Annotated in this window: 25 protein-coding genes; 11 read left to right on the top strand and 14 right to left on the bottom strand. The window is 62.0% G+C overall.

Annotated features, from left to right (window positions below; all coding sequences use genetic code 11):
• Positions 1-113 precede the first annotated feature (113 nt).
• The 6 genes from GIV35_RS13255 to GIV35_RS13230 all read left to right on the top strand — a co-directional run bounded on the left by GIV35_RS13255 (position 114) and on the right by GIV35_RS13230 (position 3,443).
• Positions 114-602, top strand: coding sequence for a DMT family transporter (locus GIV35_RS13255; protein ID WP_197883834.1), 489 nt, complete (start codon positions 114-116; stop codon positions 600-602).
• A 4-nt stretch (positions 603-606) separates the two neighbouring features.
• On the top strand, positions 607-1,062 hold the full coding sequence (locus GIV35_RS13250; protein WP_003191976.1) for a DMT family transporter: 456 nt from the start codon (positions 607-609) through the stop codon (positions 1,060-1,062).
• 88 nt (positions 1,063-1,150) lie between these two features.
• Positions 1,151-1,321 (top strand): putative metallothionein, encoded by a 171-nt coding sequence (locus GIV35_RS13245; RefSeq protein ID WP_019816816.1) that lies wholly within the window; start codon positions 1,151-1,153, stop codon positions 1,319-1,321.
• Between the two features lie 114 nt (positions 1,322-1,435).
• On the top strand, positions 1,436-2,212 hold the full coding sequence (locus GIV35_RS13240; protein WP_198715424.1) for an AraC family transcriptional regulator: 777 nt from the start codon (positions 1,436-1,438) through the stop codon (positions 2,210-2,212).
• A 69-nt stretch (positions 2,213-2,281) separates the two neighbouring features.
• Positions 2,282-2,455 carry a DUF1427 family protein gene (locus GIV35_RS13235; protein ID WP_014718843.1) on the top strand — a complete coding sequence of 58 codons (174 nt, stop codon included), beginning with the start codon at positions 2,282-2,284 and terminating at the stop codon, positions 2,453-2,455.
• 28 nt (positions 2,456-2,483) lie between these two features.
• The gene (locus GIV35_RS13230; protein ID WP_223023869.1) at positions 2,484-3,443 is read left to right on the top strand and encodes a quinone oxidoreductase family protein; all 960 of its coding nucleotides are present in this window, start codon (positions 2,484-2,486) and stop codon (positions 3,441-3,443) included.
• Between the two features lie 150 nt (positions 3,444-3,593).
• On the opposite strand, the gene GIV35_RS13225 is transcribed toward GIV35_RS13230, so the two are convergent.
• The 3 genes from GIV35_RS13225 to GIV35_RS13215 form a co-directional block, all read right to left on the bottom strand.
• Positions 3,594-4,625 (bottom strand): purine-nucleoside phosphorylase, encoded by a 1,032-nt coding sequence (locus tag GIV35_RS13225; RefSeq protein WP_198861875.1) that lies wholly within the window; start codon positions 4,623-4,625, stop codon positions 3,594-3,596.
• Positions 4,626-4,639: 14 nt separating this feature from the next.
• A complete protein-coding gene (locus tag GIV35_RS13220) occupies positions 4,640-5,590 on the bottom strand; it encodes a nucleoside-specific channel-forming protein Tsx (RefSeq protein WP_213154218.1) in 951 nt (316 codons plus the stop codon).
• A 178-nt stretch (positions 5,591-5,768) separates the two neighbouring features.
• Positions 5,769-6,695 carry a helix-turn-helix domain-containing protein gene (locus GIV35_RS13215; protein WP_236265060.1) on the bottom strand — a complete coding sequence of 309 codons (927 nt, stop codon included), beginning with the start codon at positions 6,693-6,695 and terminating at the stop codon, positions 5,769-5,771.
• A gap of 254 nt (positions 6,696-6,949) precedes the next feature.
• On the opposite strand from GIV35_RS13215, the gene GIV35_RS13210 reads away from it, so the two are divergent.
• Positions 6,950-7,723 carry an L-iditol 2-dehydrogenase gene (locus GIV35_RS13210; RefSeq protein ID WP_236265059.1) on the top strand — a complete coding sequence of 258 codons (774 nt, stop codon included), beginning with the start codon at positions 6,950-6,952 and terminating at the stop codon, positions 7,721-7,723.
• Between the two features lie 222 nt (positions 7,724-7,945).
• On the top strand, positions 7,946-8,593 hold the full coding sequence (locus GIV35_RS13205; RefSeq protein ID WP_202691569.1) for an isochorismatase family protein: 648 nt from the start codon (positions 7,946-7,948) through the stop codon (positions 8,591-8,593).
• Positions 8,594-8,596: 3 nt separating this feature from the next.
• Here the strand turns inward: GIV35_RS13205 and GIV35_RS13200 are convergent, their stop codons facing one another.
• From GIV35_RS13200 to GIV35_RS13170, 7 genes are read right to left on the bottom strand one after another with little or no spacing between them, the layout of a single operon-like run.
• Positions 8,597-9,628, bottom strand: coding sequence for an ABC transporter substrate-binding protein (locus GIV35_RS13200; RefSeq protein ID WP_198714550.1), 1,032 nt, complete (start codon positions 9,626-9,628; stop codon positions 8,597-8,599).
• 13 nt (positions 9,629-9,641) lie between these two features.
• Positions 9,642-10,739: an NAD(P)/FAD-dependent oxidoreductase gene (locus GIV35_RS13195; protein WP_236265058.1), complete on the bottom strand. Its 1,098-nt coding sequence runs from the start codon at positions 10,737-10,739 to the stop codon at positions 9,642-9,644.
• Positions 10,736-12,079: an FAD-dependent oxidoreductase gene (locus tag GIV35_RS13190; RefSeq protein ID WP_202691571.1), complete on the bottom strand. Its 1,344-nt coding sequence runs from the start codon at positions 12,077-12,079 to the stop codon at positions 10,736-10,738. The genes GIV35_RS13195 and GIV35_RS13190 overlap by 4 nt, the downstream gene beginning before the upstream one ends.
• Positions 12,076-12,366, bottom strand: coding sequence for a (2Fe-2S)-binding protein (locus GIV35_RS13185; protein ID WP_198714553.1), 291 nt, complete (start codon positions 12,364-12,366; stop codon positions 12,076-12,078). The genes GIV35_RS13190 and GIV35_RS13185 overlap by 4 nt, the downstream gene beginning before the upstream one ends.
• Positions 12,366-13,160 (bottom strand): ABC transporter permease, encoded by a 795-nt coding sequence (locus tag GIV35_RS13180; RefSeq protein ID WP_198714554.1) that lies wholly within the window; start codon positions 13,158-13,160, stop codon positions 12,366-12,368. Before GIV35_RS13180 ends, GIV35_RS13185 begins: the two co-directional genes overlap by 1 nt.
• A gap of 4 nt (positions 13,161-13,164) precedes the next feature.
• Positions 13,165-14,010 (bottom strand): ABC transporter permease, encoded by an 846-nt coding sequence (locus tag GIV35_RS13175; RefSeq protein ID WP_198714555.1) that lies wholly within the window; start codon positions 14,008-14,010, stop codon positions 13,165-13,167.
• Entirely contained in the window at positions 14,007-15,035 is a 1,029-nt protein-coding gene (locus GIV35_RS13170; RefSeq protein ID WP_223023875.1) for an ABC transporter ATP-binding protein, read from the bottom strand. The genes GIV35_RS13175 and GIV35_RS13170 overlap by 4 nt, the downstream gene beginning before the upstream one ends.
• 242 nt (positions 15,036-15,277) lie before the next feature.
• Here GIV35_RS13170 and GIV35_RS13165 point away from each other — a divergent pair, with 242 nt between their 5' ends.
• Together GIV35_RS13165 and GIV35_RS13160 are read left to right on the top strand one after the other, a co-directional pair.
• Positions 15,278-16,108 (top strand): IclR family transcriptional regulator, encoded by an 831-nt coding sequence (locus GIV35_RS13165; RefSeq protein ID WP_236265057.1) that lies wholly within the window; start codon positions 15,278-15,280, stop codon positions 16,106-16,108.
• A gap of 80 nt (positions 16,109-16,188) precedes the next feature.
• The gene (locus GIV35_RS13160; protein WP_236265055.1) at positions 16,189-17,544 is read left to right on the top strand and encodes an MATE family efflux transporter; all 1,356 of its coding nucleotides are present in this window, start codon (positions 16,189-16,191) and stop codon (positions 17,542-17,544) included.
• On the opposite strand, the gene GIV35_RS13155 is transcribed toward GIV35_RS13160, so the two are convergent.
• Complete coding sequence (locus GIV35_RS13155; protein ID WP_054918657.1) at positions 17,528-18,115, bottom strand: TetR/AcrR family transcriptional regulator; 588 nt, start codon at positions 18,113-18,115, stop codon at positions 17,528-17,530. The genes GIV35_RS13160 and GIV35_RS13155 overlap by 17 nt on opposite strands.
• A 144-nt stretch (positions 18,116-18,259) precedes the next feature.
• Between GIV35_RS13155 and GIV35_RS13150 the strand changes: the two genes are divergently transcribed.
• Positions 18,260-19,432 carry an MFS transporter gene (locus GIV35_RS13150; protein ID WP_105226580.1) on the top strand — a complete coding sequence of 391 codons (1,173 nt, stop codon included), beginning with the start codon at positions 18,260-18,262 and terminating at the stop codon, positions 19,430-19,432.
• A 13-nt stretch (positions 19,433-19,445) separates the two neighbouring features.
• On the opposite strand, the gene GIV35_RS13145 is transcribed toward GIV35_RS13150, so the two are convergent.
• The 3 genes from GIV35_RS13145 to GIV35_RS13135 all read right to left on the bottom strand — a co-directional run bounded on the left by GIV35_RS13145 (position 19,446) and on the right by GIV35_RS13135 (position 21,300).
• Positions 19,446-20,450: a terpene synthase family protein gene (locus GIV35_RS13145; protein WP_236265053.1), complete on the bottom strand. Its 1,005-nt coding sequence runs from the start codon at positions 20,448-20,450 to the stop codon at positions 19,446-19,448.
• A gap of 239 nt (positions 20,451-20,689) precedes the next feature.
• Complete coding sequence (locus GIV35_RS13140; protein WP_105226582.1) at positions 20,690-21,052, bottom strand: type II toxin-antitoxin system HicB family antitoxin; 363 nt, start codon at positions 21,050-21,052, stop codon at positions 20,690-20,692.
• Complete coding sequence (locus tag GIV35_RS13135) at positions 21,049-21,300, bottom strand: type II toxin-antitoxin system HicA family toxin (RefSeq protein ID WP_223023880.1); 252 nt, start codon at positions 21,298-21,300, stop codon at positions 21,049-21,051. The genes GIV35_RS13140 and GIV35_RS13135 overlap by 4 nt, the downstream gene beginning before the upstream one ends.
• Positions 21,301-21,429 lie beyond the last annotated feature (129 nt).

Below are 21,429 nucleotides of genomic sequence, written 5' to 3'. Positions count from 1 at the left end.
CAGGCTGTGCGTTTTGCGCAAAGGTGTTGTCCGCATATTCCCATTTATCGCACAGCACGGCCACCGGATAATGCGCGCCATGTTTTTCCCTTCTTGAGATACACGGGTGATGTATGCAGGCACGTTCTACCGAAGGCCTGGCGCAGGCCAGGCCGAGCAATAACCTTTTACGGCTGCTGCTGTTGCCGTTGGTAATTCTGGCGGGCATGGGCCTGTCGGTGGAGGCCGGGTTGCTCGGGCCATTGGGCGCGCAGGTCGGGCATTTGTGGGCGACGTTGAGCATCTTTGGTGTTGGCACGGCGATTCTGTTTTTACTGCTGCTGTTCAGCGGCCCGCAAAAGGGTCCAGCATTCACGCAGCTGCCGCGCTGGCAGCTGATCGGCGGGTTTCTGGGGCCGATGTACGTGGTGGTATTGACCCTGGCTACACCGCACATCGGCATCGCGATGACCATGATCGCGATCCTCTCGGGCCAGGTGGGCAAGAGTGTGTTGATCGACCACTTCGGCTGGTTCGGCACGGCGCGCAAACGGGTCAATGGCGACCGCTGGATCGCGTTGGCGTTGATTGTGGCGGCTCTGGTTCTGATTGCACGAGGCTAAGGCGATGAATCTGTTTATGTTGTTGGTGGTGGTGATTGCAGCGGGGGCGGTGCTGAGTGTGCAGGCCGCTATCAATGGGCGTCTGGGCCAGACGGTGGGGGTATTGCGCAGCAGTCTGTTGACCTTCGCGGTGGGCGCGCTGACCACGGCGCTGTTGATATTTTTCTTCGAACCGGCCCAGGCCGTCAGCCTGCTGGAGGTGCCAAAGTGGCAATTGACCGGTGCCCTGTTTGGCGTGGTGTACATGATGGTGATGGTCGGCGCGGTGCCTGTGGTCGGCACAGCCGTCGCCACGGTGGCGGTGATTGTCGGGCAACTGGGCATGGGCATGCTGATCGACAACTTTGGCTGGCTGGGCAACCCGGCAATCGAGCTGTCGGGCAGCCGTATCCTCGCCATGCTATTGCTTGCCCTGGCGTTGGTGTTCATGTACCGCAGTAATAGCCGCCGGGCCGACTGACGGCGCTGAACCATGCTTGCTTGCCCAGGGTCACTGCTTAAGGTGCGGCGCTCGCCGCACCGGACGACCATGAAAAAGGAGTCTGACCATGCCAGATCAAACCTGTGCTTGCCCTCACTGCAAATGTGTACTGGGCGCTGACGCAATAATGAAAGACGGCAAGGGCTATTGCTGCCAGGGCTGTGCCGAGCACCATGCTCATGGTGAACCCTGCGCGGCGGCGACGGGTTGCGAATGCGCCAAGTCAGCCCACGGTTGACAGGATTGACCTGCAGGCCCGGGCACCCGGTGCCTGCAGGATGAGTAAAAACAGTTCGTTTGCAGGCGACCAGTCTTTACCATGGTCTCCCGACCCGATTGATGTGTACCCGCCATGGCCCTGGCCGCGCCCCCCGACCTCAGTGATCACGCCGTTCCCGTGCAGCCGTTGGCGCGTACCTACCCGCGTGGGTTGTACGTAGAGCCGCACAGCCACGATTGGGGCCAGTTGCTCTACGCCATGAGCGGAGTGATGTGGGTCGAGACGCCCCGCGAAGCCCTGGTAGTGCCGCCCCAGCGCGCGGTGTGGTTGCCGCCGGGGGTGGAGCACGGGATCCGCGTGGTCTCCGATTTGCAGATGCGTAATATCTACCTGCGCCCGGCGTTGGCGGCGACGCTGGACAGCCAGGTGCAGGTCATCGAAGTGGGCCGCCTGTTGCGGGAGTTGATCGTGACCTTGGTAGAGCAGGGTGATCACGGTGATGCGGTTTACTATGACGCTGTGGTGGGCCTGGCCCTGTTGGAGTTGCAACGCGCACGTCGCTCGCCTATTCGCATCGCCATGCCGATAGCGGCGGATCGTCGGCTGATCAATGCGTGCCAGGCGGTCATGGCGTCGCCCTCCCTGGACATCCCGTTCGAGCAGCACGCCGAGGCGGCGGGCGCCAGTGTGCGCACCCTTGCGCGGTTGTTCCAGCAGCACCTGGGCATGGGGTTTGCCCAGTGGCGCCGTCAGGTGCAGTTGGCTACGGCGGCGGCGGAGTTGATCCAGGGCCAGTCGGTGAACGGCATAGCGCGTACCCTGGGCTATTCGCCCAGCAGCTTCAGCGACATGTTCCGACGTGAACTGGGAGTGTCACCGTCGCAGTACAGGGGATGGCCGAAATCCTGAAGCACTTGGCCGATACCCACGGTAGACGCGCCCTAGACTGAGCCCATCAATCAACCGGGCGCAGCATTCATGAGCTATTTGATTTCCTTGGCCATCGGCCTGTTTGTCGGCGTGATCTACGGCGCGCTGGACTTCCGCTCGCCTGCACCGCCCGCTATCGCACTGGTCGGCCTGATGGGCATGCTGCTCGGCGAAAAGCTCTGGCCCATGGCGCGGCAGTTGGTCAGTGGTTGGTTGTCCTGATCCCTTTTCCCTTCCACGGATGCCCTCTATGAACGCACTGCAATTTACCGACACCGGCGACCTCGCCCACCTGCGCCTGGTGGAGGTGCCCATGCCGGTACCGTCTGCCGGCGAAGTGCTGGTCAAGGTCAACGCGGCGGGCCTGAACCCCAGCGACGTCAAAAACGTGCTTGGCCGTTTCCCCTACACCACGCTGCCACGCATCCCTGGGCGTGACTTCGCAGGCGTGGTGGTGGAAGGCCCGCAGGCATTGCTCGGCCAGGAGGTTTGGGGCACCGGTCGTGACCTGGGTTTTTTCGCTGACGGTTCCCATGCCCAATACCTGCGCGTGTCAGCCAAGGGCGTGGCGTACAAACCTACGCACTTGAGCTTTGCCCAGGCGGCCAGCCTCGGTGTGCCCTATACCACCGCCTGGGATGCCCTGGAGCGCAGCGGCGTTGGCAAGGGCACGCGCTTGCTGGTGATCGGCGCCAACGGCGCGGTCGGCAGTGCGGCGTTGGCGCTGGCGAAGATACGCGGTGCGCAGGTATTGGCGGCCGTGCGCAAGGCCGATCAGCTCGAGATGTTGCAGGCCCAAGGGCTGGAGGCGATTGCCTTGGGCAAGCCGGAGGAACTGGGCGCGCAAGTGCAGGCCGTGTTCAAGGGCGGCGCCGACGTGATCTTTGACACTACCGGTTTCTGGCTGCCTGCCGCGGTGGCGGGGCTGGCACCGTTCGGCCGCATCGCCATCATCGCCGCACCGGTTGACGGCCATGTGCAGTTACCGGCCCTGGCGCTGTACCGTAAGGGCGGGTCGGTGGTGGGGATCAACTCTTTGCTCTATAGCTGCGAACAATGCGCGGTGATGCTGGAGGCGTTTGGGCGCTTCTTTGATGAAGGCCTGTTGCCGCTGCCTACAGGGTTGCGTGAAGTGGCGTTGGTGGAGGGTGTTCAGTGCTATGTAGAAGTGAACAACGGCAGCCCAGACAAAATCATCTACCTGCCGTGATGGATAGAAATGTGGGAGCGGGCTTGCTGTGGCGAGGGAGCTTGCTCCCGCTCGACAGCGCAGCTGGAGCCGGCTTTTTTGGGGGCGCTACGCACCCCAGCGCAAGCAAGCTTGCTCGCCACAGCAAGCCCGCTCCCACAGTGTTGATCTTTATTCGGTTTCGGGAACGCCTTTTTCCCACGCCGACCAGTTCTTCACGATCGCCTGGACCAACGGGTTGCCCGTGCGATACAGGTTTTCCAGCGCCGGTACAAACCCACCCTGGTCCGCATACTTGAGCAGGTTGTCCACTTCGCTGTAGCCAGGGTAAGGCCGGTCAAAGTCGGAACCTGCGCGCACCACGGCCAGACGCTGGATATCCACCAAGCCTTCGCGGCTGGCGCGCAGCAGCGCTTCGTAGGTGGAGTTGTCTTCCTGTTGGGTGGTGCAGTATTCGCCTTTGTTGTCGGTGAGCAACTTGGTCCAGACTTCGGCACGTTCGCTCAACCGGGTACCGGAAAACCAGGTGTTGCCCGCAAGGGTGTCGCAGCGGGTGACTTGCGGCGGCTGGTTGGCCGGGGCGGCGGGGTAGTGTTTGCGCCAGGCGGCGGACTCTGTGCTTTCTGTCAGCTCCACCTTGTGCGACAAGGCAAATGCCTTGGCTTGCAGTTTGGGGTTGAGCTCAAACACTTCGGTCTTGTAGTCCAACGGTGGTTTTTCGTTGGGGCCCTTGGTGTTGATCCCGATATAGCCCGTCGGCCAGTCCTTGGGTGCATCCCGTGAATCCAGCTCCCACTGCGTGCCGAACTCCACCAGGTAATGAGCCCAGGCGGCGGTGCCAATGGTACCGTGCTTGGGGCTGATACCGGCGATTCCGGCGATCAGGAAGTAACTCTGGCGCAGGTCGAACTTGGGCGACAAGGCCAGGGCCAGGGTAGACGCGGCAGCGTTGGTCTGGCCCATGCCGGTCACCAGCAGGCACACGTCTTGGGTGTTGCAGCGAATCACGGGATATTCGGCGGACAAGCCCGGAACGCGTACCTCTTGTTTAAGTTCGAGGCGGTCGATCCAGGTTTGCGCCTCGGGGGCGAACATGGTGATCAGCATCACCTTGGGTTTGATCGGTGGTGGGTTATCCGCCAGCACCACGTGAGGCAATAGGGCCAGGCCGACGGCCAGCGAGACACGGGTCAATGCGTTCATCTACAGCTCCTTGATCAGAATTGATAGCCCACGCCAGCGTAGTAACCCCAGCCGTCTGAGCGTGCGCGGAAGTTGCCTTCGCCGAAATTCAACTCGCTGCCATCCTCCCAGTTGCCGCCGTTGTGAAAGTAACGGCCGACCAGGGTAAAGCGCAGGTGGGTAAACGAGTACAGCAATACGTTGGTAGCCACCAGGGAGTTGGCGGTGCGCGCCGGGTTGTCCTTGTGCAGGTCCGAGCCGAAATCGTAGTTGGTGAAACCGATGTAGGTCAGCGAGGCGCCGTTGTCGAACTTGCCGATGGGCACGATGTACTTCATCTGCGCTCGGTAGCCGTCCCAGGAATACTCATTGCTGGCGCCGTAGTTTTCCCACTGGTAGCGCCCGTAGAAATTGGCCGACAGGTTGACTCGCGAGTGGGTGTCGATATCGGTGCCCAGGCCGCTGTACAGAGTGTTGGCGCGGTTTTCCTTGCGGCTGCCGTGGTCATAGATCCAGTCAAAGGCCACATACCATTCCTTGAAGGGGCCAATTGCCAGGCTGCGTCCTGCGAGGTAGTCGATGGAGATCCGCGGTTCATGCTCCATGAACACCGGCGAGCCATGGTCCCACACACCTTTGTCATTACTGTTACCAATGGTGAGGATCTTCGGTACATCGATATAGCCGTACAACTCAAAGGGGCCCTTGCGCCCGAAGTACTCGTATTCCAGGTAGACGTCATCTTGAGGCTTGGGGCCGAAACTGATGTCTTTGCTGCCAATCAGTGTGAGGTCCTGGTTAAACCACTCGGACAGATACACGCCTTTTTTCGCCGGGGGGGTGGCTTCAGGGCTGAGGTTTTCGCCCTGTGCTGAGTCATCCACGGGCTTTTCCTGCGCCAAAATGGGTGCACTGAGTACTCCCGTAACGGCAGCCAGTAGCAACGAAACGCCAAGACCAGCACGAGGCTTTGAGGTGGGGTGCATTGAAAGTCCTTATTCTTACGCGGTTTAAACCCGATTCGACGGGGAGGAGTGAACTTGGCGGTCAAGTTCGTTCCGCAAACGTTTGCACAGGTTGTACCAACTTGGGTCAATGGCTTGAACTGTTTAGAAAAAAGAGCAATTAGCCGACGCTTTGGTCAGGAAAGCAGTGGGAGTGTTGTCATCGCGCAGAGGCGATGGGGCTGAACATCGGCAATGCGGCCTGCCGCCGGTACTCACTCGGCGTCTGGTGCATTTCGATCCGAAAGTGGCGATTGAAATTCGACAGGTTGGCGTAGCCCACCTCAAAGCAGATGTCCGCCACTGACATTTGGCTGTGCAACAGCAAGCGGCAGGCACGCTGCACGCGGAACTTGCGCATCAGGTCGATAAAGCCGTGGCCGGTGTTGCGTTTGAAAAACCGCGAAAAGCCGGGTTCGCTCATGTCCAGTTGCCGGGCAATGTCCGACAGGCGTACATCGCCGGTCAGTTCCCGCATCAGGTAGTCAAGCGCCTTGTTGATACGTTCGGCGCTGCGCGCATCCAGGGTCGGTGCATAGCACGGGCTGGCCAGGGTATTGGCCTGTGCAGGCGGTGCGTTCTTCAGGGTGTCGAGCAATTGCAGGAACAGGGCCAGGCGTTGCAGCCCCTGGGCGCAGCCGATGGCCTCCATCAGCCGTGTCGCGCTCGTTGCGGTCTCGCCGGTGAATTCGATGCCCCGTCGCGCCCGTGCAAACAGTGACTGTAAATCACCGAGCTCAGGCAGGGTGGTGCGCAGAGCGAGCAGGGCGGCGCCGTCGAATTGCAGCACCACATCACGCCCGTGCAGGTATTCGCCCGGGGCCAGGTCACCGATCCAGTCGTGGGGCAGGCCAGGGCCGATCAGTGCGACATGCCCGGCGCTGAATGCACCGATATAGTCGCCCGCCACCAGCTTGCCGCTGCCTTGGCGGATCAGGTGGATTTCGAATTCAGGGTGGTGGTTCCAGCGTGCCAGTTCATAGGGATAGTCATGTTCGAACCAGCGAAAACCATGTTCCGGTTCGGTCAGGATCACCTCAAGCTCGGCAGGGCGATGCTCGAACAGGGTGGCGGGGCTGACGGGCATGGTGCTGCCTCTTGTGGCGGTGCAATTTTCCCAAAATACCCGCACTGGCAATCGCTGCGCTAGCCCTGGTTTCGCCTGAGGCTGATACTTTTTTGATCCTGTGCCTCAGGTTAAAAAAGTATCAGCCGCGCATTCGCCAGCCGTTTGTGAGGCGGCAGGCCAAGCTGCTGTAATCGAGGCTCAACAACAAAGGTCGGCAAGCTGTTCTAGGCGGTGCTCACCGGCTACCGGCAATAACCTTTACAGGATCACCCATGAAACGACTCGAAGGTAAAAGCGCGCTGATCACCGGATCAGCGCGGGGCATTGGCCGTGCGTTCGCCCAGGCGTACATCGCTGAAGGCGCCACCGTGGCCATCGCCGACATCAACCTGCAGCAGGCCCAGGCCACCGCCGTCGAACTGGGGCCCCAGGCTTACGCCGTGGCGATGGATGTCACCGACCAAGCCTCCATCGACGCGGCGATCGCCACAGTGGTGAGCCACGCCGGCAAGCTCGATATCCTGATCAACAACGCCGCCCTGTTCGACCTGGCGCCCATCGTCGACATCACCCGCGACAGCTTTGAACGACTGTTCTCGATCAACGTCGCCGGCACCCTGTTCACCCTGCAGGCCGCAGCCCGACAGATGATCAACCAGGGGCATGGCGGCAAGATCATCAACATGGCCAGCCAGGCCGGGCGGCGGGGCGAGCCGTTGGTGGCGGTCTATTGCGCGACCAAGGCGGCGGTGATCAGCCTGACGCAATCGGCGGGCTTGAATCTCATCAAGCAGGGCATCAACGTCAATGCTATCGCCCCTGGTGTGGTGGACGGCGAGCATTGGGATGGGGTGGATGCGCTGTTCGCCAGGCATGAAGGGCTGGCGCCTGGCGAGAAGAAAAAACGCGTAGGGGATGAGGTGCCGTTTGGGCGGATGGGCACGGCTGAAGACCTGACTGGCATGGCGATCTTCCTGGCGTCGACGGAGGCCGACTATGTGGTGGCTCAGACCTATAACGTCGATGGCGGCAATTGGATGAACTAGCGTTTGATGCTGACCCAACTGTGGGAGCTGGCTTGCCTGCGATAGCGTTGGTGGATTCACTCCCGTCATCGCAGGCGAACCAGCTCCCACCTTTGAACTTCAGCGTTCTTGAAAATAGGGTAAGTCAGCAACGCATCGATCCCCGCAGTAAACTGTCCCATACTTCAAGATTTCTACGCTCGCCCGGAGGCGGTCGTACGTGCAGACCACCCGAGAACGACCATGAGCCTTTCGAAAGCCGCCATCGCTTCATTCGACGTCGACGCTCAGAAGAGCTTCACGCCTTTGTGCCCCAACGAGTTGCCAGTGGCCGGTGGCGACGGCATTGGTGCCGAACTCAATTACATGGCCAGCCTTGCCGGCCACCGCATCGGCAGCAAGGACGCCCACACCCCCCACGCACCCTGGGTCGTCGCGCAGCACAGCGAGATGCTGCAACCCACCGGCCTGGCCCATGCCGATGTGACCTGGGTCAGCCACTGCGTGCCGGGCACCGAAGGGTTCACCCTGCTCGATGAGTTGCCCGCGCCCTATGACTACGACTACTTCATCTGGAAAGGTGTCGAGCCCGACCTGCACCCCTACGGCGCCTGTTACCACGACCTGCACGACAAACTGTCCACCGGCGTCATCGAGTACCTCAAGGCCCACGGCGTGGCCCGCGTGATTGTGGGCGGGCTGGCGCTGGACTATTGCGTCAAGACCACTGCGTTGCAGTTGCTCAAAGCCGGATTGCAAGTGGTCCTGCATTTGCCGGCGTGCCGAGGCATCAGCGAGGAGGGCGGTGTACAGGCTGTCGACGAATTGCTCAAGGCTGGTGCACACATCAGTCGCACCCGCGAAGAACTGGCCCTGATTGCGCAGGGCTAAGCCTCAACGCTCAATCGACCGACTCCACCGCGCATTCCACTGCGGCCGTGCCTGGTTGATCTGGTCCCAATCAATCGAAATGGCCGTTTGCAGATAACCCTGCATAGCCTCTACCCGCGCACGGGTTTTGTCGGTGGTGGGGGTGGTCGGGTTCGACGGGATCTGGTCACCTTCTTCCAACGCTGGCGCCTGGGCCTCGGCGGTCAGCAAGAATGCTGCGAGCTTTTGCGCCAGTTCCGGCTGGTCATTGCGGGCGATCACGCATTCGGCCACGTTGAGCACCACCGCACCTTCTTTGGGCTGCGCGTACTCCATCGGTATGCCGAGCAGCTTTTGCGTGGCAACCTGGGTCGGGGTCAGGGGGAAGATCGCGGCCTCGTCGGTTTGCACCATCTCGGAGATCTTCGCGGAGCTGGCGATGTATTCCAGCACGTTGGGGCCCACGGTCGTAGGCCAGGCCTTGAAGCCCGGTTCCACATTGGTTTCATCGCCACCCTGGATGCGGTTGAACATCAGGAAACCATGCAGGCCGAAGGTGGAGGAGGCCAGGGACTGGAACACCACTTTGTCCTTGAAGCGCGAGTCGGCCAGGTCCATCCATGAGGTGGGCGCGGCCCAGCCCTTGTCTTTGAACATCCTGGCGTTGTAGCCCAGGCCGGTGACGCCCAGGGTCACGGCCACGGCTTCGTCCTTGATTCGGGCCTTGGCCGGGATCTGTTCCAGTGGCGGGCTCGGCGCGAGCTTGTCGCACAGGCCCATGGAGATGGCGCGGTACATGATGCCGTCGTCGAGGAACATCACATGCATCTGCGGGTTGGCCTGGTTGGCCTGGACCTTGGCAAGGATGTCCGAGGAGGTGCCGGGTACGATCACGACCTTGACGTTATTGGCCTTTTCGAAGGCGGGCAGCACCTTGTCGGCGTACACCCGTTCCATGGTGCCGCCGTTCATGCCCAGGTACAGCGTGGGGGTGGCATGGGCCGTGCCGGCGAGCAAGGCGAGGGACAAGCAGGACAACGCGAGACGTGATTGCATGGGGTTTTTCCTCTCAGGCTTGAAAACGACGGATGGAAAACGCTTCGATGGGCTGGCGGCTGGCGCCGTCGCAGACGATCTCTGCCAGGGCTTCACCGACGGCGGGGCCGAGCTGGAACCCGGCGCCGGCAAAGCCGAAGCCGTGGAGCAGGCCGGATTGGGTACTGCTGGGGCCGATCACCGGTTCGTGGTCGGGCAGGTAACCTTCGGTGCCACTCCAGGTGCGAATGGCCTGGGCTCCCTGGAGAAACGGGTAGAGTTCGCCGGCATTGCGCAGGATCTCCAGCACCGCCGCTTGGCCCGGCCGGGCCTGCTGTGGGCCCAGGGCAAAGCCGCGCCCGCCGCCGAGGATGCAATTGCCACGGGCGACTTGCCGGGCATAGATGCCGCCGCCCTCGACGCCGGTGCTGACGGTCATCACTCCCGGCAGTGGCTCTGTGACCAGCATCGCCGGGTGCGCCGAGATGATTGGCACCGGCTCGCCCAATTGCGCGGCGACCTTGCCGGCCCAGGCGCCGGCGCAGTTGAGCAGCCAGGGCGCTTGCAAGTGCAGGCCGTTGGCGCAGTGCACCTGGAACAGCCGGCTGTCGTGCTCGATGCGGATCACCTCGGCTTGCTCGTACACCGCAGCACCGTGGCGCTGGGCGGCACGGGCAAAGGCTGGGGACACCAGTCGCGGGTTGGCATGCCCGTCATCCGGGCACAACGAGGCGCCCAATGCCACGTCGCCCACCCAGGGAAAACGCTTGCGCAACTCGCTGCGGTCCAACAGCTGCAAGCCCAGGCCAAAACCTCGGGTCTGATCGGCGTAGGCTTGCAGGGCGGAAAAATCCCCGGGGCTGCGCGCCAGCTTCAAATGCCCGGAGCGCACGTATTCACCCTCAATACCAATCAAACCCGGCAGGTCGGCCCACAGTTGGTGAGCGCGCTGCGACAGCGGTAACTGATGCAAGGGGCGCCCCTGGCGCCGCACGCCGCCGTAATTGACGCCGCTTGATTGCGAGCCACAAAAATCCCGTTCTACCAGCGCCACCCGCTGGCCTTTTTGCGCGAGCACCAAGGCCGCCGAAGCCCCGACGATGCCACCCCCCAAGACGATGACGTCGATCATGGCTGTACCCGCACGCCAAACGGCAGCGGCTTGATCGGCGCCTGGCCACGCAAGCGCCCGATCTGTGGGAGGTCGCGGCCGCTGCGCTCTGCCACGATTTCCGCCGCCGCCAACCCGCACATCCGTCCCTGGCAGCGGCCCATGCCAACGCGGCAATGGGCTTTGACCCGGTTGATTTCCCAGTGGCCTTCATCTACCACGGCGCGCACCTCGCCGACGCTGACCTCTTCGCAGCGGCACACGACCAGTTCGTCCGGCGCCTGCGCAGCCCAGTGCTCAGGGAAGGGGAACGCGGTTTCCAGGCCCTGGCGAAAGCGCTGGATACGCGCCAACTGCCGCTCCAGTGTGGCCCGGCGGTGCGGGTCGACCGCGACGCCGGTATCTTCCAGCAACGCCAGCGCGGCACATTCGCCGGCCATTTGCGCGGCATCGGCGCCCATGATCCCGGCGCCGTCGCCCGCCAGATACACCGTGTCGACACTGCTGCGCCCAGCGCTGTCGCGTTGCGGCAACCAAGCGCGGTTGAGGCGGCTCCAGGCAAACTCACAGCCGAGCAGATCGGCCAATTGCGTTTCGCTGCGCAGGGCGTGGGCGAAGGCCACCGCATCGCAGGGCAGGGTCTGTTCGCCCCAGCGAATACCACGTACCCGCTGGTCGCCGTCGATCTGCTTGAGCATTGCGCCCTGATGCACGGGAATCCCGTGGGCGGTCAGCCAGGCGCGGTAATACATGCCCTTGGCCAGGGTCGCCGGTTGCCTGAGTAGCGCCGGCAAGGCCCGGTATTGGGCGCTCAGCGGCGCACTGTCGAGCACCGCCAGCACCTTGGCACCGGCCCTTGCGTATTGGTAAGCGACTAAATAGAGCAACGGCCCGGAGCCACAAAACACCACGCGTTCGCCAATCGCGCAACCTTGGTACTTCAAGGCGATTTGCGCCGCGCCCAGGCTGTAGACACCGGGCAATGTCCAGCCCGGCACAGGCAGAATGCGGTCGGTGGCGCCGGTGGCGACTATCACCTGCGCGTATTCGAGGCTGTCGGCGCGTCCGTTATTGAGCATGTCCAGGCGACCGTCCTCGGCATTCCACACCAAGGTATCGGGCCGATAGTCGATCAAGGCTGCCATTTCATCCATGGTGCGGTGCACGGCTTTGGCCTTGCGCGCTTCAAACCCGTAGATCTGCCTGGCGGTGCGTTGAAACCCTGGGGGTTGGCGCCGATAAATCTGCCCGCCACCGCGCGGGCTCTCATCCACCAGGCAAGGTGTAATGCCATGGTCGAGCAACGTGCGCGCCGCGCTGATCCCCGCCGGGCCTGCACCCACAATCACCACCGGCTTCATGGCTGGCGCCCCGGATCGCGGCTGATCGTCTGGCCTTCTTCCAGCAGGGTCGAACAGGCGCGCACCCGCCGCCCATCGGCCAGCCGCACCCAACAATCCTGGCAAGCACCCATCAGGCAAAACCCGGCGCGGCGCTCGGCACTGAAATCGCTGCCGCGCAGGTGCTCGGCACAGGTCAGCATGGCGGTCAGCAGGGTGTCGCCGAGCAATCCCGTGGCGGGTTGGCCGTCGAGGGTGAAGGCCAGGGCAGGGCGTTGGGTTTCGCTCAGTCGCTTGAACAAGGCCATCAGTGTTTCCCCACCAGCACGCGGTCCAGGCCGTAGACCCGGTCGAGCACAATCATGGTCGCTGCCGTCAGTGCGATGACCAGCGCCGAAACGGCGGCCATCATCGGGTCGATGGACTCGGTGGCGTACACATACATGCGCACCGGCAAGGTTTGCGTGGCCGGCGAGCTGACGAAAATCGACAGGGTCACTTCATCGAAACTGTTGATGAATGCCAGCAACCACCCACCGGCCACGCCAGGCAAAATCATTGGCAGGGTGATCTGCCGGAACAGCGTAAAGCGCCCGGCTCCGAGGGATTCGGCGGCCTGCTCGGCACTGCGATCAATGCCGATGGCCGCCGCCAATACCAGGCGCAACACGTAGGGGGTGATGATCACCACGTGCGCAAGCATCAGCCAGGTAAAGCTGCCGTTTACGCCTATCAGCGCAAACAGGCGCAGCATGGCCACCCCCAGCACCAGGTGCGGAATGATGATGGGCGACAGGAACAGCGCGCTGAAGAAATTGCGCCCCGGGAACGAATAGCGACTGATCGCCAGGGCCGCCGGCACCGCAATCAGGGTCGCCAGGGTGGCGGCGGTGAAGGCCAGGATCAGGCTGTTGTAGAACGCCTGGATAAAGTCAGCGCGTTCGAACACTGCGCGAAACCAGCGCAGGGAGAAGCCCGACGTGGGCAGGCTCAAAGTGTTCTCTGGCGTGAACGCCACCAGGCACACCACCACCAGCGGCGCCATCATGAACAGCACCACCACCGCATGAAAGCCGAGGGCCAAAGGACCGTTTCTGGACATGCGCTTAAACCCCCAGGGACTTTTTGTAGCGGCCTTCGACCATGCGGTTCCAGCTCAGCATGATCAGCAGATTGACCAACAGCAGCGCCACCGCGAGGGTCGCACCCATGGGCCAGTTGAGTTCCGACAGGTACTGGTCGTACACCACGGTGGCGACCATTTTCAGGCGTCGCCCACCCAGCAGGCCGGGGATCGCAAAGGAACTGGCGGCCAGGCCGAACACGATCAAGGTGCCGGACAGCACACCGGGCATCACTTGGGGCAGCACGATCTTGCGCATCACCGTGGCCTGGCTGGCGCCCAGGGACAACGCCGCCTGTTCGGCCGACGGATCGAGCTTTTGCAGGGAAGTCCACACCGGGATGATCATGAACGGCAGCATCACGTGCACCAAGGCAATGATCACGGCGAACGGTGTATATAGAAGCTTCATCGGGCGCCCGCCGAGGGCCTGGATCACCTGATTGACCAGGCCGTCGGCGCCGAGCAGCAGGCTCCAGCCAAACGCGCGTACCACCACTGAAATCAGCAGCGGCGTGAGAATCACTATCAGAAAAATCGAGCGCCACGGCGTGCCCATGCGGCTGAGGATGTAAGCCTCCGGCACGCCGATCACAACGCACAGTAGCGTCACCAGGGCACTGATCCAGAACGTGCGCCAGAAAATCTCGTAGAAGTAGGCGTCGCTCAACAGCGCCCAGTAATGGGCCAAGGTCCACTCATCGGCCTTTACGCCTACTTGGTAGTCGAACACATTGAACGACAGCACCAGGGTCAAGCCCAGCGGCATGATCAGCAGCCCGGCAAACAGCACCAGCGCTGGCAGCGAGAGCAGGTAGCCGCGACTCATGGGTGCACCTCATCGGCGGCCAGTACCCGCAGCAAATCGGCCTGCCATTGCAGGCCCACTGCCGCGCCGCCAGCCAAAGGTGCGCTGCCGTCGTTACTGCGCACCACGGTGATTTCGCCCAGGGCGGTGTGGACGCGGTACAGCCATTGGCTGCCGAAAAAGTAGCGGTCCAGCACTTTGCCTTGCATGCGCCCGGTGCCAGGGTCCACCAGTTGGATTTTTTCCGGGCGCAGGCTCAGGGTCAGTTCGCCTGCGCCGCCGTCCTGACGCACTTGGGGGGCGCCGAGCGCGTCGTAGTCGCCGGCCAGCAGGTTGGCCTTGCCGACGAAGTCCGAGATAAACCGCGTGCGCGGGTGCTCATAGAGCTTGTACGGCGCATCGATCTGAGTCACACGCCCGGCCTGCATCACCACCACGCGGTCGCTGATGGACAGGGCTTCGGCCTGGTCATGGGTGACCATCAGGGTGGTGATGCCCACCGCGCACTGGATACGACGGATTTCAAATTGCATCTCTTCGCGCAGGTTGGCGTCGAGGTTGGACAGCGGCTCATCGAGCAACAACACCGGCGGTTCGATCACCAGTGCACGGGCCAGGGCCACGCGCTGGCGCTGGCCGCCGGACAGCTCACGAGGGTAGCGCTGCGCATGCTGAGCCAGGCGCACCAGCTCCAGCACGGTATTGACGCGGGTGGCGATATCGGCCGCAGGCACCTTGCGCATCTTCAGGCCGAAGGCCACGTTGTCGCGCACGCTCATATGCGGGAACAGCGCGTAGCTCTGGAACACCACACCCAGGCCACGGCTGGCGGGCTTGGCGTGGGTAATGTCGCGACCGTCGAGCAGGATCTGGCCGCCGCTGACGTCAACGAAACCGGCGATCATTTGCAGGGTGGTGGTCTTGCCACAGCCTGAAGGGCCGAGCAGGGAAACGAACTCGCCTTGTTCCACCGCCAGATCAGTGGCGACCACTGCGTCGACGGCGCCATAGCGTTTGCTCAAGGCCTTGAGTTGGAGAAAAGCCATGTCTGCGTTCCACCTTTATTCAGTCGCGTCTAAACGCGCTTTTTTGTTTTGGGCAGATGCGAAAAGTGCGGTGCCGGTGCGTTGGCGCTCGATCTCAAGTCGGCTGCCGGTTGTTGTTCATTTCGCCCCTGTGGACGCAGATTAGGACGGAGACTAGGATGGGCGGAAGCTGAAATTTCACTCAACGGACTACTATTTTGCGATTTATTCATTGATCAGAATTATTAACGAGATTAGGTGTTATGGATTCCACTGAGCGAAATGACGGCGGCAAAGAAGTTGGTGCGGGCAGCGTCTCCCGGTTGTTTGCTGTGCTGCGAGCCCTGGGAGAGGTACCCGAGGGCGGCGAGCGGGTCACCCAGCTCGCCCAACAGGTGGGCTTGTCCCAACCCACCACCCATCGCCTGCTGCGCAGCCTGATGGACGAAGGCATGGTTGAGCAGGATGCACGCAGCAAACGCTATCGCCTGAGCCTGGAGTTCTTCGCGTTGGCGGCCAACGCGGGCAAGACCGGCAACCTGCGCGACCTGGTGCGCCCCAGCCTGTTGCGCCTGAGCGCGTCGCTGGGGGACTCGCTGTTCCTGCTGGCGCGCAGCGGCTTCGACGCCATTTGCTTGGACCGCAGCGAGGGCCCGTATCCGATCCGTACCTTCACCGGCGATATCGGTGGGCGCGTGGCCTTGGGGGTGGGGCAGGGTAGCCTGGCGATCCTGGCGTTTCTGCCGGAAGAAGAGCGCGAGACGGTGATCCGCTACAACCTGCCACGGCTCAAGGACTTCCACCTGTACGACGAAGTGCTGCTGCGCTCCGAAGTGGAGAACGTGCGCAAGCTGGGTTATGCGGCACGCAACACCGGTGTGCTGGAAGGCATGGCAGGGCTGGCGGTGCCCATCCTCAACCGCGACGGGTATGCGGTGGCGGCGTTGAGCGTGGCGACCATCAGCGACCGCCTGGGGCCGAGCCGCTTGCCGATGGTGGTGGAGTTGTTGAAGCGCGAGGCGGCGGCCATCGGGCCGCGGCTCAATCCGTTTGACCCGACGTTGCGCAGGCCGTCGCAGACCTTTGGGGGTTAGCCCGGGCCTCCACAACAGCATATTGGATCCAGTTACGGTATAACCCTGAGACGCTTTCGTGATTCGAGGCCCCGTTTTTCATGCAAAACCCTTTGCAACGCCCGCTGTGGCAAATCTATTTGTTGTTCCTGGCACCGATGGTGCTGTCCAATTTCCTGCAAAGCTTTTCCGGCACCCTCAACGGCATTTACGTTGGCCAGATGCTGGGCACCCAGGCCTTGGCCGCGGTGTCGGGGATGTTTCCCATCGTGTTTTTCTTTATCGCCCTGGTGATCGGCCTGGGGGCGGGCGCCTCGGTGTTGATCGGCCAGGCATGGGGCGCCCAGGAGACCGGAATGGTCAAGGTGATTACCGGTGCCACCCTGACCCTGGGCGCGTTGGTGGGCCTGGTGGCCGCCGTGCTGGGCAGCCTGTTTGCGCGCCCGGCATTGCAGGCGTTGGGCACGCCGGTGGATGTGCTCGACGATGCCGTGGGCTACGCCCAGATGATGATGTTGATCATGCCGTTGCTGCTGGTGTTCATCCTCTATACCCAACTGTTGCGTGGGGTCAGCGACACGATTTCGCCGTTGCTGGCATTGATGGTCTCAACTCTGGTGGGCTTGCTGCTGACGCCTGCGCTGATTGGCGGCTGGATCGGCCTGCCGCCCTTGGGCATCCAGAGTGCGGTGTATGCCGGGCTGGTGGGTAACGCTTTGGCGATGCTGTTTCTGGTCCTGCGCCTGCGCCACAAAAACCACGTGATGGCGCCAGACCGCGAGCTGCTTGCCGCCTTGCGCCTGGACCGCGTCATCCTCGGCAAAGTCCTGCGCATCGGCCTGCCGACGGGCTTGCAGATGGTGGTGCTATCGCTGTCGGAGCTGGTCATCCTGGCCCTGGTCAACGGCCACGGTTCCCAGGCCACGGCGGCCTATGGCGCGGTGACACAGATCGTCAACTACGTGCAGTTCCCGGCGCTGTCGATTGCCATCACCGCCTCGATCCTCGGCGCCCAGGCGATTGGCGCCGGGCGCCTGGATCGTATCGGGCCGATCCTGCGCACGGGGCTTGTGATCAACCTGTGCCTCACCGGTGGCTTGATCGTGCTCGGCTATGGGCTGTCCCACTGGTTGCTGGGCCTGTTCATCACCGACGACAGCGCACGGCTGCGGGCCGAACACCTACTGCACATCATGCTCTGGAGCATTCTGGTATTCGGCTTCCAGGCGGTGATCGGCGGCATCATGCGTGCCAGCGGCGTGGTGCTGATGCCGGTGGCGATCTCGATCTTCTGCGTGCTTGGCGTGGAACTGCCAATGGCCTATCTGTTCAACGCGCACTTCGGATTGGAAGGGGTGTGGATGGCATTTCCGGTGACCTACCTGGCGATGCTGGTGTTGCAGATCGCCTATTACCGCCTGGTGTGGCGGCATAAGCAGATCAAACGGTTGGTGTGAGGCTCAGCCCCTGCAGGAGCAGCTCCAGGCCTTGCAAGCCTTCCTCCAGCCGTGTGCCCGGGTGTTCATCCCGGGCAATCCACAACGCGGTATTGACCAGGCTGCCGTTGATCAACTGCGCCAGTGCGTGGCTGGGTGCCGTCGGCATCAGGCCCGCTTGCATCAGGGCCTCCAGCAATTGGCGCAAGGACTCCACGCAGTGTTGTTGGGAGCCGGTGTCGCCCAGTACCGCCGGTGCATCCTGCAATACAATGCGCTGGATTTCCGGGTCCTGGGCCATGCGCAGATAAGCCCGGCAGCGCTCGCAAAAACCACTCCAAGGCTCTACGGCCTGCTCCGAGATGCGTTGCAAGCGCGCGTCCATCTCGCTGTCGAGTTGAGCGACCACCGCCGCCAGCAGCCCTTTTTTGTCACCAAAGTGGTGATACAGCGCACCGCGCGTCAGGCCGGCGCGGGCAGTGAAGTCATCCATCGAGGTATTGGCATAGCCTTGGGTGGCGAAGGCCCGGCGCGCGCTCGCTATCAGGCGGGCGCGGGTGTCTTCGATCATTTCAGCTCGGGCTCGGCTCATGGGCGTCTCTTGGCTAAGTGATTGACATACGCTGCGTATGCGAAGCATGATCTGCCACATACGCGTCGTATGTATTTTGCCCTGATGGATTCAGATAGCAAGCCCAGGGCGTCGAGCAAGAGGTCGAGCAAGAGGTCGAGCAGGATGGCAAACCCCTACGCTGAATTATTCCAGGTTCCTGGTGCCCGGGCCTTTGTGCTCGCTGGCATGCTGGCGCGCATGCCGATATCCATGACCGGCATCGGCCTGATCACCATGCTGTCCCAGGTGCATGGCGGCTATGGCCTGGCCGGTTCGGTGGCGGCAGTGTTTGCCTTGGCCACGGCGATTTGCGCGCCGCAAGTGTCACGTTGGGTGGACCGCTACAGCCAGGGCAGGGTGCTGCCGATTGCCGCGCTGATCGGAGGCGGGGCGCTATTGATGTTGCTGCTGTGTACGCGGTTGCAGGCGCCGAATTGGACGCTGTTTCTGTTCGCCGCGCTGGCGGGCTGCATGCCCAATATGTCGGCCATGGTGCGAGCGCGCTGGACCGAGTTGTATCGTGGCCAGCCCAGGCTGCAAACCGCGTTTGCCCTGGAGTCGGTACTCGATGAGGTGTGCTTCATCATCGGCCCGCCCATTTCGGTGGGGTTGAGCGTGGCGGTATTCCCAGAAGCCGGGCCCTTGGTGGCGGCGCTGTTGCTGGCGGTGGGCGTCACCACCTTTGTGTTGCAACGGCAAACCGAGCCACCGGTACACGCGCATCAGGGCGCGCACGGTCGCTGGCTGATTGCGGCGCCGTCGGTATTGATCCTGATGATTTTGCTGCTGGCCATGGGCGTGATCGTCGGCGTGGTGGATGTAGTCAGCGTGGCCTTCGCCCAGCATCAAGGCCAGCCGGCGGCGGCGAGTATCGTGCTGTCGGTGTATGCCATTGGTTCGTGCCTGGCGGGGTTGGCCTTCGGTGCCCTCAAACTCAAGGCACCGTTGCCACGTCAGTTCCTGTACTGCGGCGTAGCCACAGCGTTGACCACCTTGCCCTTGCTGCTGGTGAGTAATATTCCCGGCTTGGCCGCTGCAATCTTTATCTCCGGGCTGTTCTTCGCGCCCACCTTGATTGTGTCGATGGCCATGGTGGAGCAGATCGTCCCGGCCAGCCGTCTTACCGAAGGCATGACCTGGCTGATCACCGGCCTGAGCATCGGCGTGGCCATTGGCGCCGCGAGTTCGGGGTGGATGATCGACCACTTTGGCGCCACCAGCGGGTTTTGGGTGGCGCTGGCGGCGGGGTGCGTCGTCATGGGCTCAGCCGTGCTGGGGTATCGACGGTTGGGTTGAATGCCGGGTCGGTTTACACCTGATAGCGAGCGCTGTGCCGGTGCCATTCGTAGTTGCCAGCCAACCAGGCTTTTACCCCGCCGAGGAACCGCTGGAGCGAAGGCGAGGCGCCTTCCAGGGCTTGTCTTTCCTTGGTTTCGTAGCGACGCATGAGTGCGTTGTGAATGTCTGCACTAAGCGCCAGTGCATCCTGAAACGAGTGGCCCTGTTCGTGTACGAGCAACGAGGGCAGGTCGAAATCGCTGAGGTCAGGCTGTTGCTCTTTGGCGGCGGAGAACAGGTCATTGACGATCATGGTTGTACTGGCGGCCAGCGTTACCACTTCACGCACAGGCGCAGAGAAATAGATATCGGCCTCAAGCTCATAGCCGCCAACGATATCAATGAGGGCCATGCAGGGGATAAAGCTATTGACCTGACGATGCGCCAGATACTCCCAGATGTGGGGCAGGCTGTGTTCGATCCGCCACGACGCCTCTGCACCCATGCTGACGAACATGGCGATGGTCTCGTGCCGTACGCGCGCCTTTTGGGACGCCGTGCCGTAGCGGTCCAGATGGTTCATGTAGCCTTTCAGGCCACGCAGCACGGGGTCATCTTCAAGAGTGTGTTTCAGTGCGCGATCGTAGGGTGGGTTCAGGTAAGCCTTGTCCATTGTGGCCAGAGCCCGTGATAAGCGCGCACCCAATAACTTGGGGTTGGCGCCGCGTCGTTCGTCATCACAATAATGGTCGTCCACCGCGAACAACGCGGCCATGCATTTTGCAGCCAACAACAAGCGTTGTACGTCGTCGGTGTCGGGGTGGCACAGCATCAGGAAGCGTCCGAAATTCGAGGCCCTTACGTGCGCCACTTGACCCTTGAAAATACCGGTTCGCCGCACCCATCCGACTAACAGCTCATTGATGTGCTCACCCAGCGCTTCATCGACCCTTAGCGGTAGCGGGCATTCAAGGGCAGGAAGCTGGAGGCGGGTTGTGGTTTTTGGCAGGGCTGAGTGTGGGGTGATGTCGTTCATAGCAAGACTCCGCGTGTCTATGCCATTGGACGTTACTGCGGACCAAGGGTCAGGAAAGGAAGGCGTTTGATTTTTCAATCTAGAAGCTTGGACGAAAAATACAATTGGATACGTTAGTTCTGTTTGGAATCAATTTCGTTGGAGAAAGGGATAAGGGCGCACCATGACCTAGCCCCTTGCGCCCGCCCCTAGCCTCGAAAGACGCCAGGGACGCCGGCGCCTGGCCTGCACGCTCGCGTTCAAACGGCGGCAAGCCCCTCTGCGCCATGTTGCTGCAGGAACTCGTTGAGCGCCTGGCGCGTGAGGTCGTTCAACGTCACTTTTTTTCGAGTCGCCGCCAGGGCCGCGGCCAGGTGCAGGTCGTGGCCGACACGCACATTGAATGAACCCTTGCAGGGTTTCTCGGGTGTCTGGCCCAGGGCCTGGCACGTAGTGAGGTAATCCTCCACCGCCTCTTTGAACGCGGCGTCCAACTCTGCGACCGTCTTGCCTTCGTAGCTCACCAGCGCCTTGATGAAGAGGATCTTGCCGAACAGGCAGTTGTCTTCGAGGCTGGCTTCGATGGAGCCGATGTAGCCTTTGTGTTTCAGTTGGTTGTTCACTGAATCAGTTCTCCTGATTTCAATTGTTCGATGATCTGGCGGCGAATGTAGTGTTTCAGTTCGTTGCCGGGGTGAGGCTTGTGCAGGGTGATCATTGCACTGGGGTCGCCAATGTCGAACTTGACCCGGCTTCCAGCCCCTTCAATCTGTGCGTATCCCAATCGGCGTAATAACGTGACGAGCTCAGACCAGGTAAATGCCATGTGCTCATTGAGCAGTTTGGCGAGCAGCTTTTCATTTTTGGACACGGCGTTCCCTGCGTGTAACTAAATGTAGTTGCAAAAAGTGGTGTTCGTCAATCCTAACTCAGGTTCGCGTCCCCTCCCGGGGATTGATGTAACCCCTGATGACAGCTCACTCGGCGCCACCCATCCCCT

This window comes from Pseudomonas sp. PA-1-6B (assembly GCF_021609545.1).
GTDB lineage: Bacteria > Pseudomonadota > Gammaproteobacteria > Pseudomonadales > Pseudomonadaceae > Aquipseudomonas > Aquipseudomonas fluorescens_BV.
The sequence above is the reverse complement of the archived record's forward strand: the minus strand, read 5'-3'. Positions and strand labels throughout refer to the sequence as shown.

Coding starts and splice junctions, on each gene's coding strand:
- GIV35_RS13255 (WP_197883834.1), top strand. CDS start 114: ATGCAGGCACGTTCTACCGAAGGCCTGGCGCAGGCCAGGCCGAGCAAT.
- GIV35_RS13250 (WP_003191976.1), top strand. CDS start 607: ATGAATCTGTTTATGTTGTTGGTGGTGGTGATTGCAGCGGGGGCGGTG.
- GIV35_RS13245 (WP_019816816.1), top strand. CDS start 1,151: ATGCCAGATCAAACCTGTGCTTGCCCTCACTGCAAATGTGTACTGGGC.
- GIV35_RS13240 (WP_198715424.1), top strand. CDS start 1,436: ATGGCCCTGGCCGCGCCCCCCGACCTCAGTGATCACGCCGTTCCCGTG.
- GIV35_RS13235 (WP_014718843.1), top strand. CDS start 2,282: ATGAGCTATTTGATTTCCTTGGCCATCGGCCTGTTTGTCGGCGTGATC.
- GIV35_RS13230 (WP_223023869.1), top strand. CDS start 2,484: ATGAACGCACTGCAATTTACCGACACCGGCGACCTCGCCCACCTGCGC.
- GIV35_RS13225 (WP_198861875.1), bottom strand. CDS start 4,625: ATGAACGCATTGACCCGTGTCTCGCTGGCCGTCGGCCTGGCCCTATTG.
- GIV35_RS13220 (WP_213154218.1), bottom strand. CDS start 5,590: ATGCACCCCACCTCAAAGCCTCGTGCTGGTCTTGGCGTTTCGTTGCTA.
- GIV35_RS13215 (WP_236265060.1), bottom strand. CDS start 6,695: ATGCCCGTCAGCCCCGCCACCCTGTTCGAGCATCGCCCTGCCGAGCTT.
- GIV35_RS13210 (WP_236265059.1), top strand. CDS start 6,950: ATGAAACGACTCGAAGGTAAAAGCGCGCTGATCACCGGATCAGCGCGG.
- GIV35_RS13205 (WP_202691569.1), top strand. CDS start 7,946: ATGAGCCTTTCGAAAGCCGCCATCGCTTCATTCGACGTCGACGCTCAG.
- GIV35_RS13200 (WP_198714550.1), bottom strand. CDS start 9,628: ATGCAATCACGTCTCGCGTTGTCCTGCTTGTCCCTCGCCTTGCTCGCC.
- GIV35_RS13195 (WP_236265058.1), bottom strand. CDS start 10,739: ATGATCGACGTCATCGTCTTGGGGGGTGGCATCGTCGGGGCTTCGGCG.
- GIV35_RS13190 (WP_202691571.1), bottom strand. CDS start 12,079: ATGAAGCCGGTGGTGATTGTGGGTGCAGGCCCGGCGGGGATCAGCGCG.
- GIV35_RS13185 (WP_198714553.1), bottom strand. CDS start 12,366: ATGGCCTTGTTCAAGCGACTGAGCGAAACCCAACGCCCTGCCCTGGCC.
- GIV35_RS13180 (WP_198714554.1), bottom strand. CDS start 13,160: ATGTCCAGAAACGGTCCTTTGGCCCTCGGCTTTCATGCGGTGGTGGTG.
- GIV35_RS13175 (WP_198714555.1), bottom strand. CDS start 14,010: ATGAGTCGCGGCTACCTGCTCTCGCTGCCAGCGCTGGTGCTGTTTGCC.
- GIV35_RS13170 (WP_223023875.1), bottom strand. CDS start 15,035: ATGGCTTTTCTCCAACTCAAGGCCTTGAGCAAACGCTATGGCGCCGTC.
- GIV35_RS13165 (WP_236265057.1), top strand. CDS start 15,278: ATGGATTCCACTGAGCGAAATGACGGCGGCAAAGAAGTTGGTGCGGGC.
- GIV35_RS13160 (WP_236265055.1), top strand. CDS start 16,189: ATGCAAAACCCTTTGCAACGCCCGCTGTGGCAAATCTATTTGTTGTTC.
- GIV35_RS13155 (WP_054918657.1), bottom strand. CDS start 18,115: ATGAGCCGAGCCCGAGCTGAAATGATCGAAGACACCCGCGCCCGCCTG.
- GIV35_RS13150 (WP_105226580.1), top strand. CDS start 18,260: ATGGCAAACCCCTACGCTGAATTATTCCAGGTTCCTGGTGCCCGGGCC.
- GIV35_RS13145 (WP_236265053.1), bottom strand. CDS start 20,450: ATGAACGACATCACCCCACACTCAGCCCTGCCAAAAACCACAACCCGC.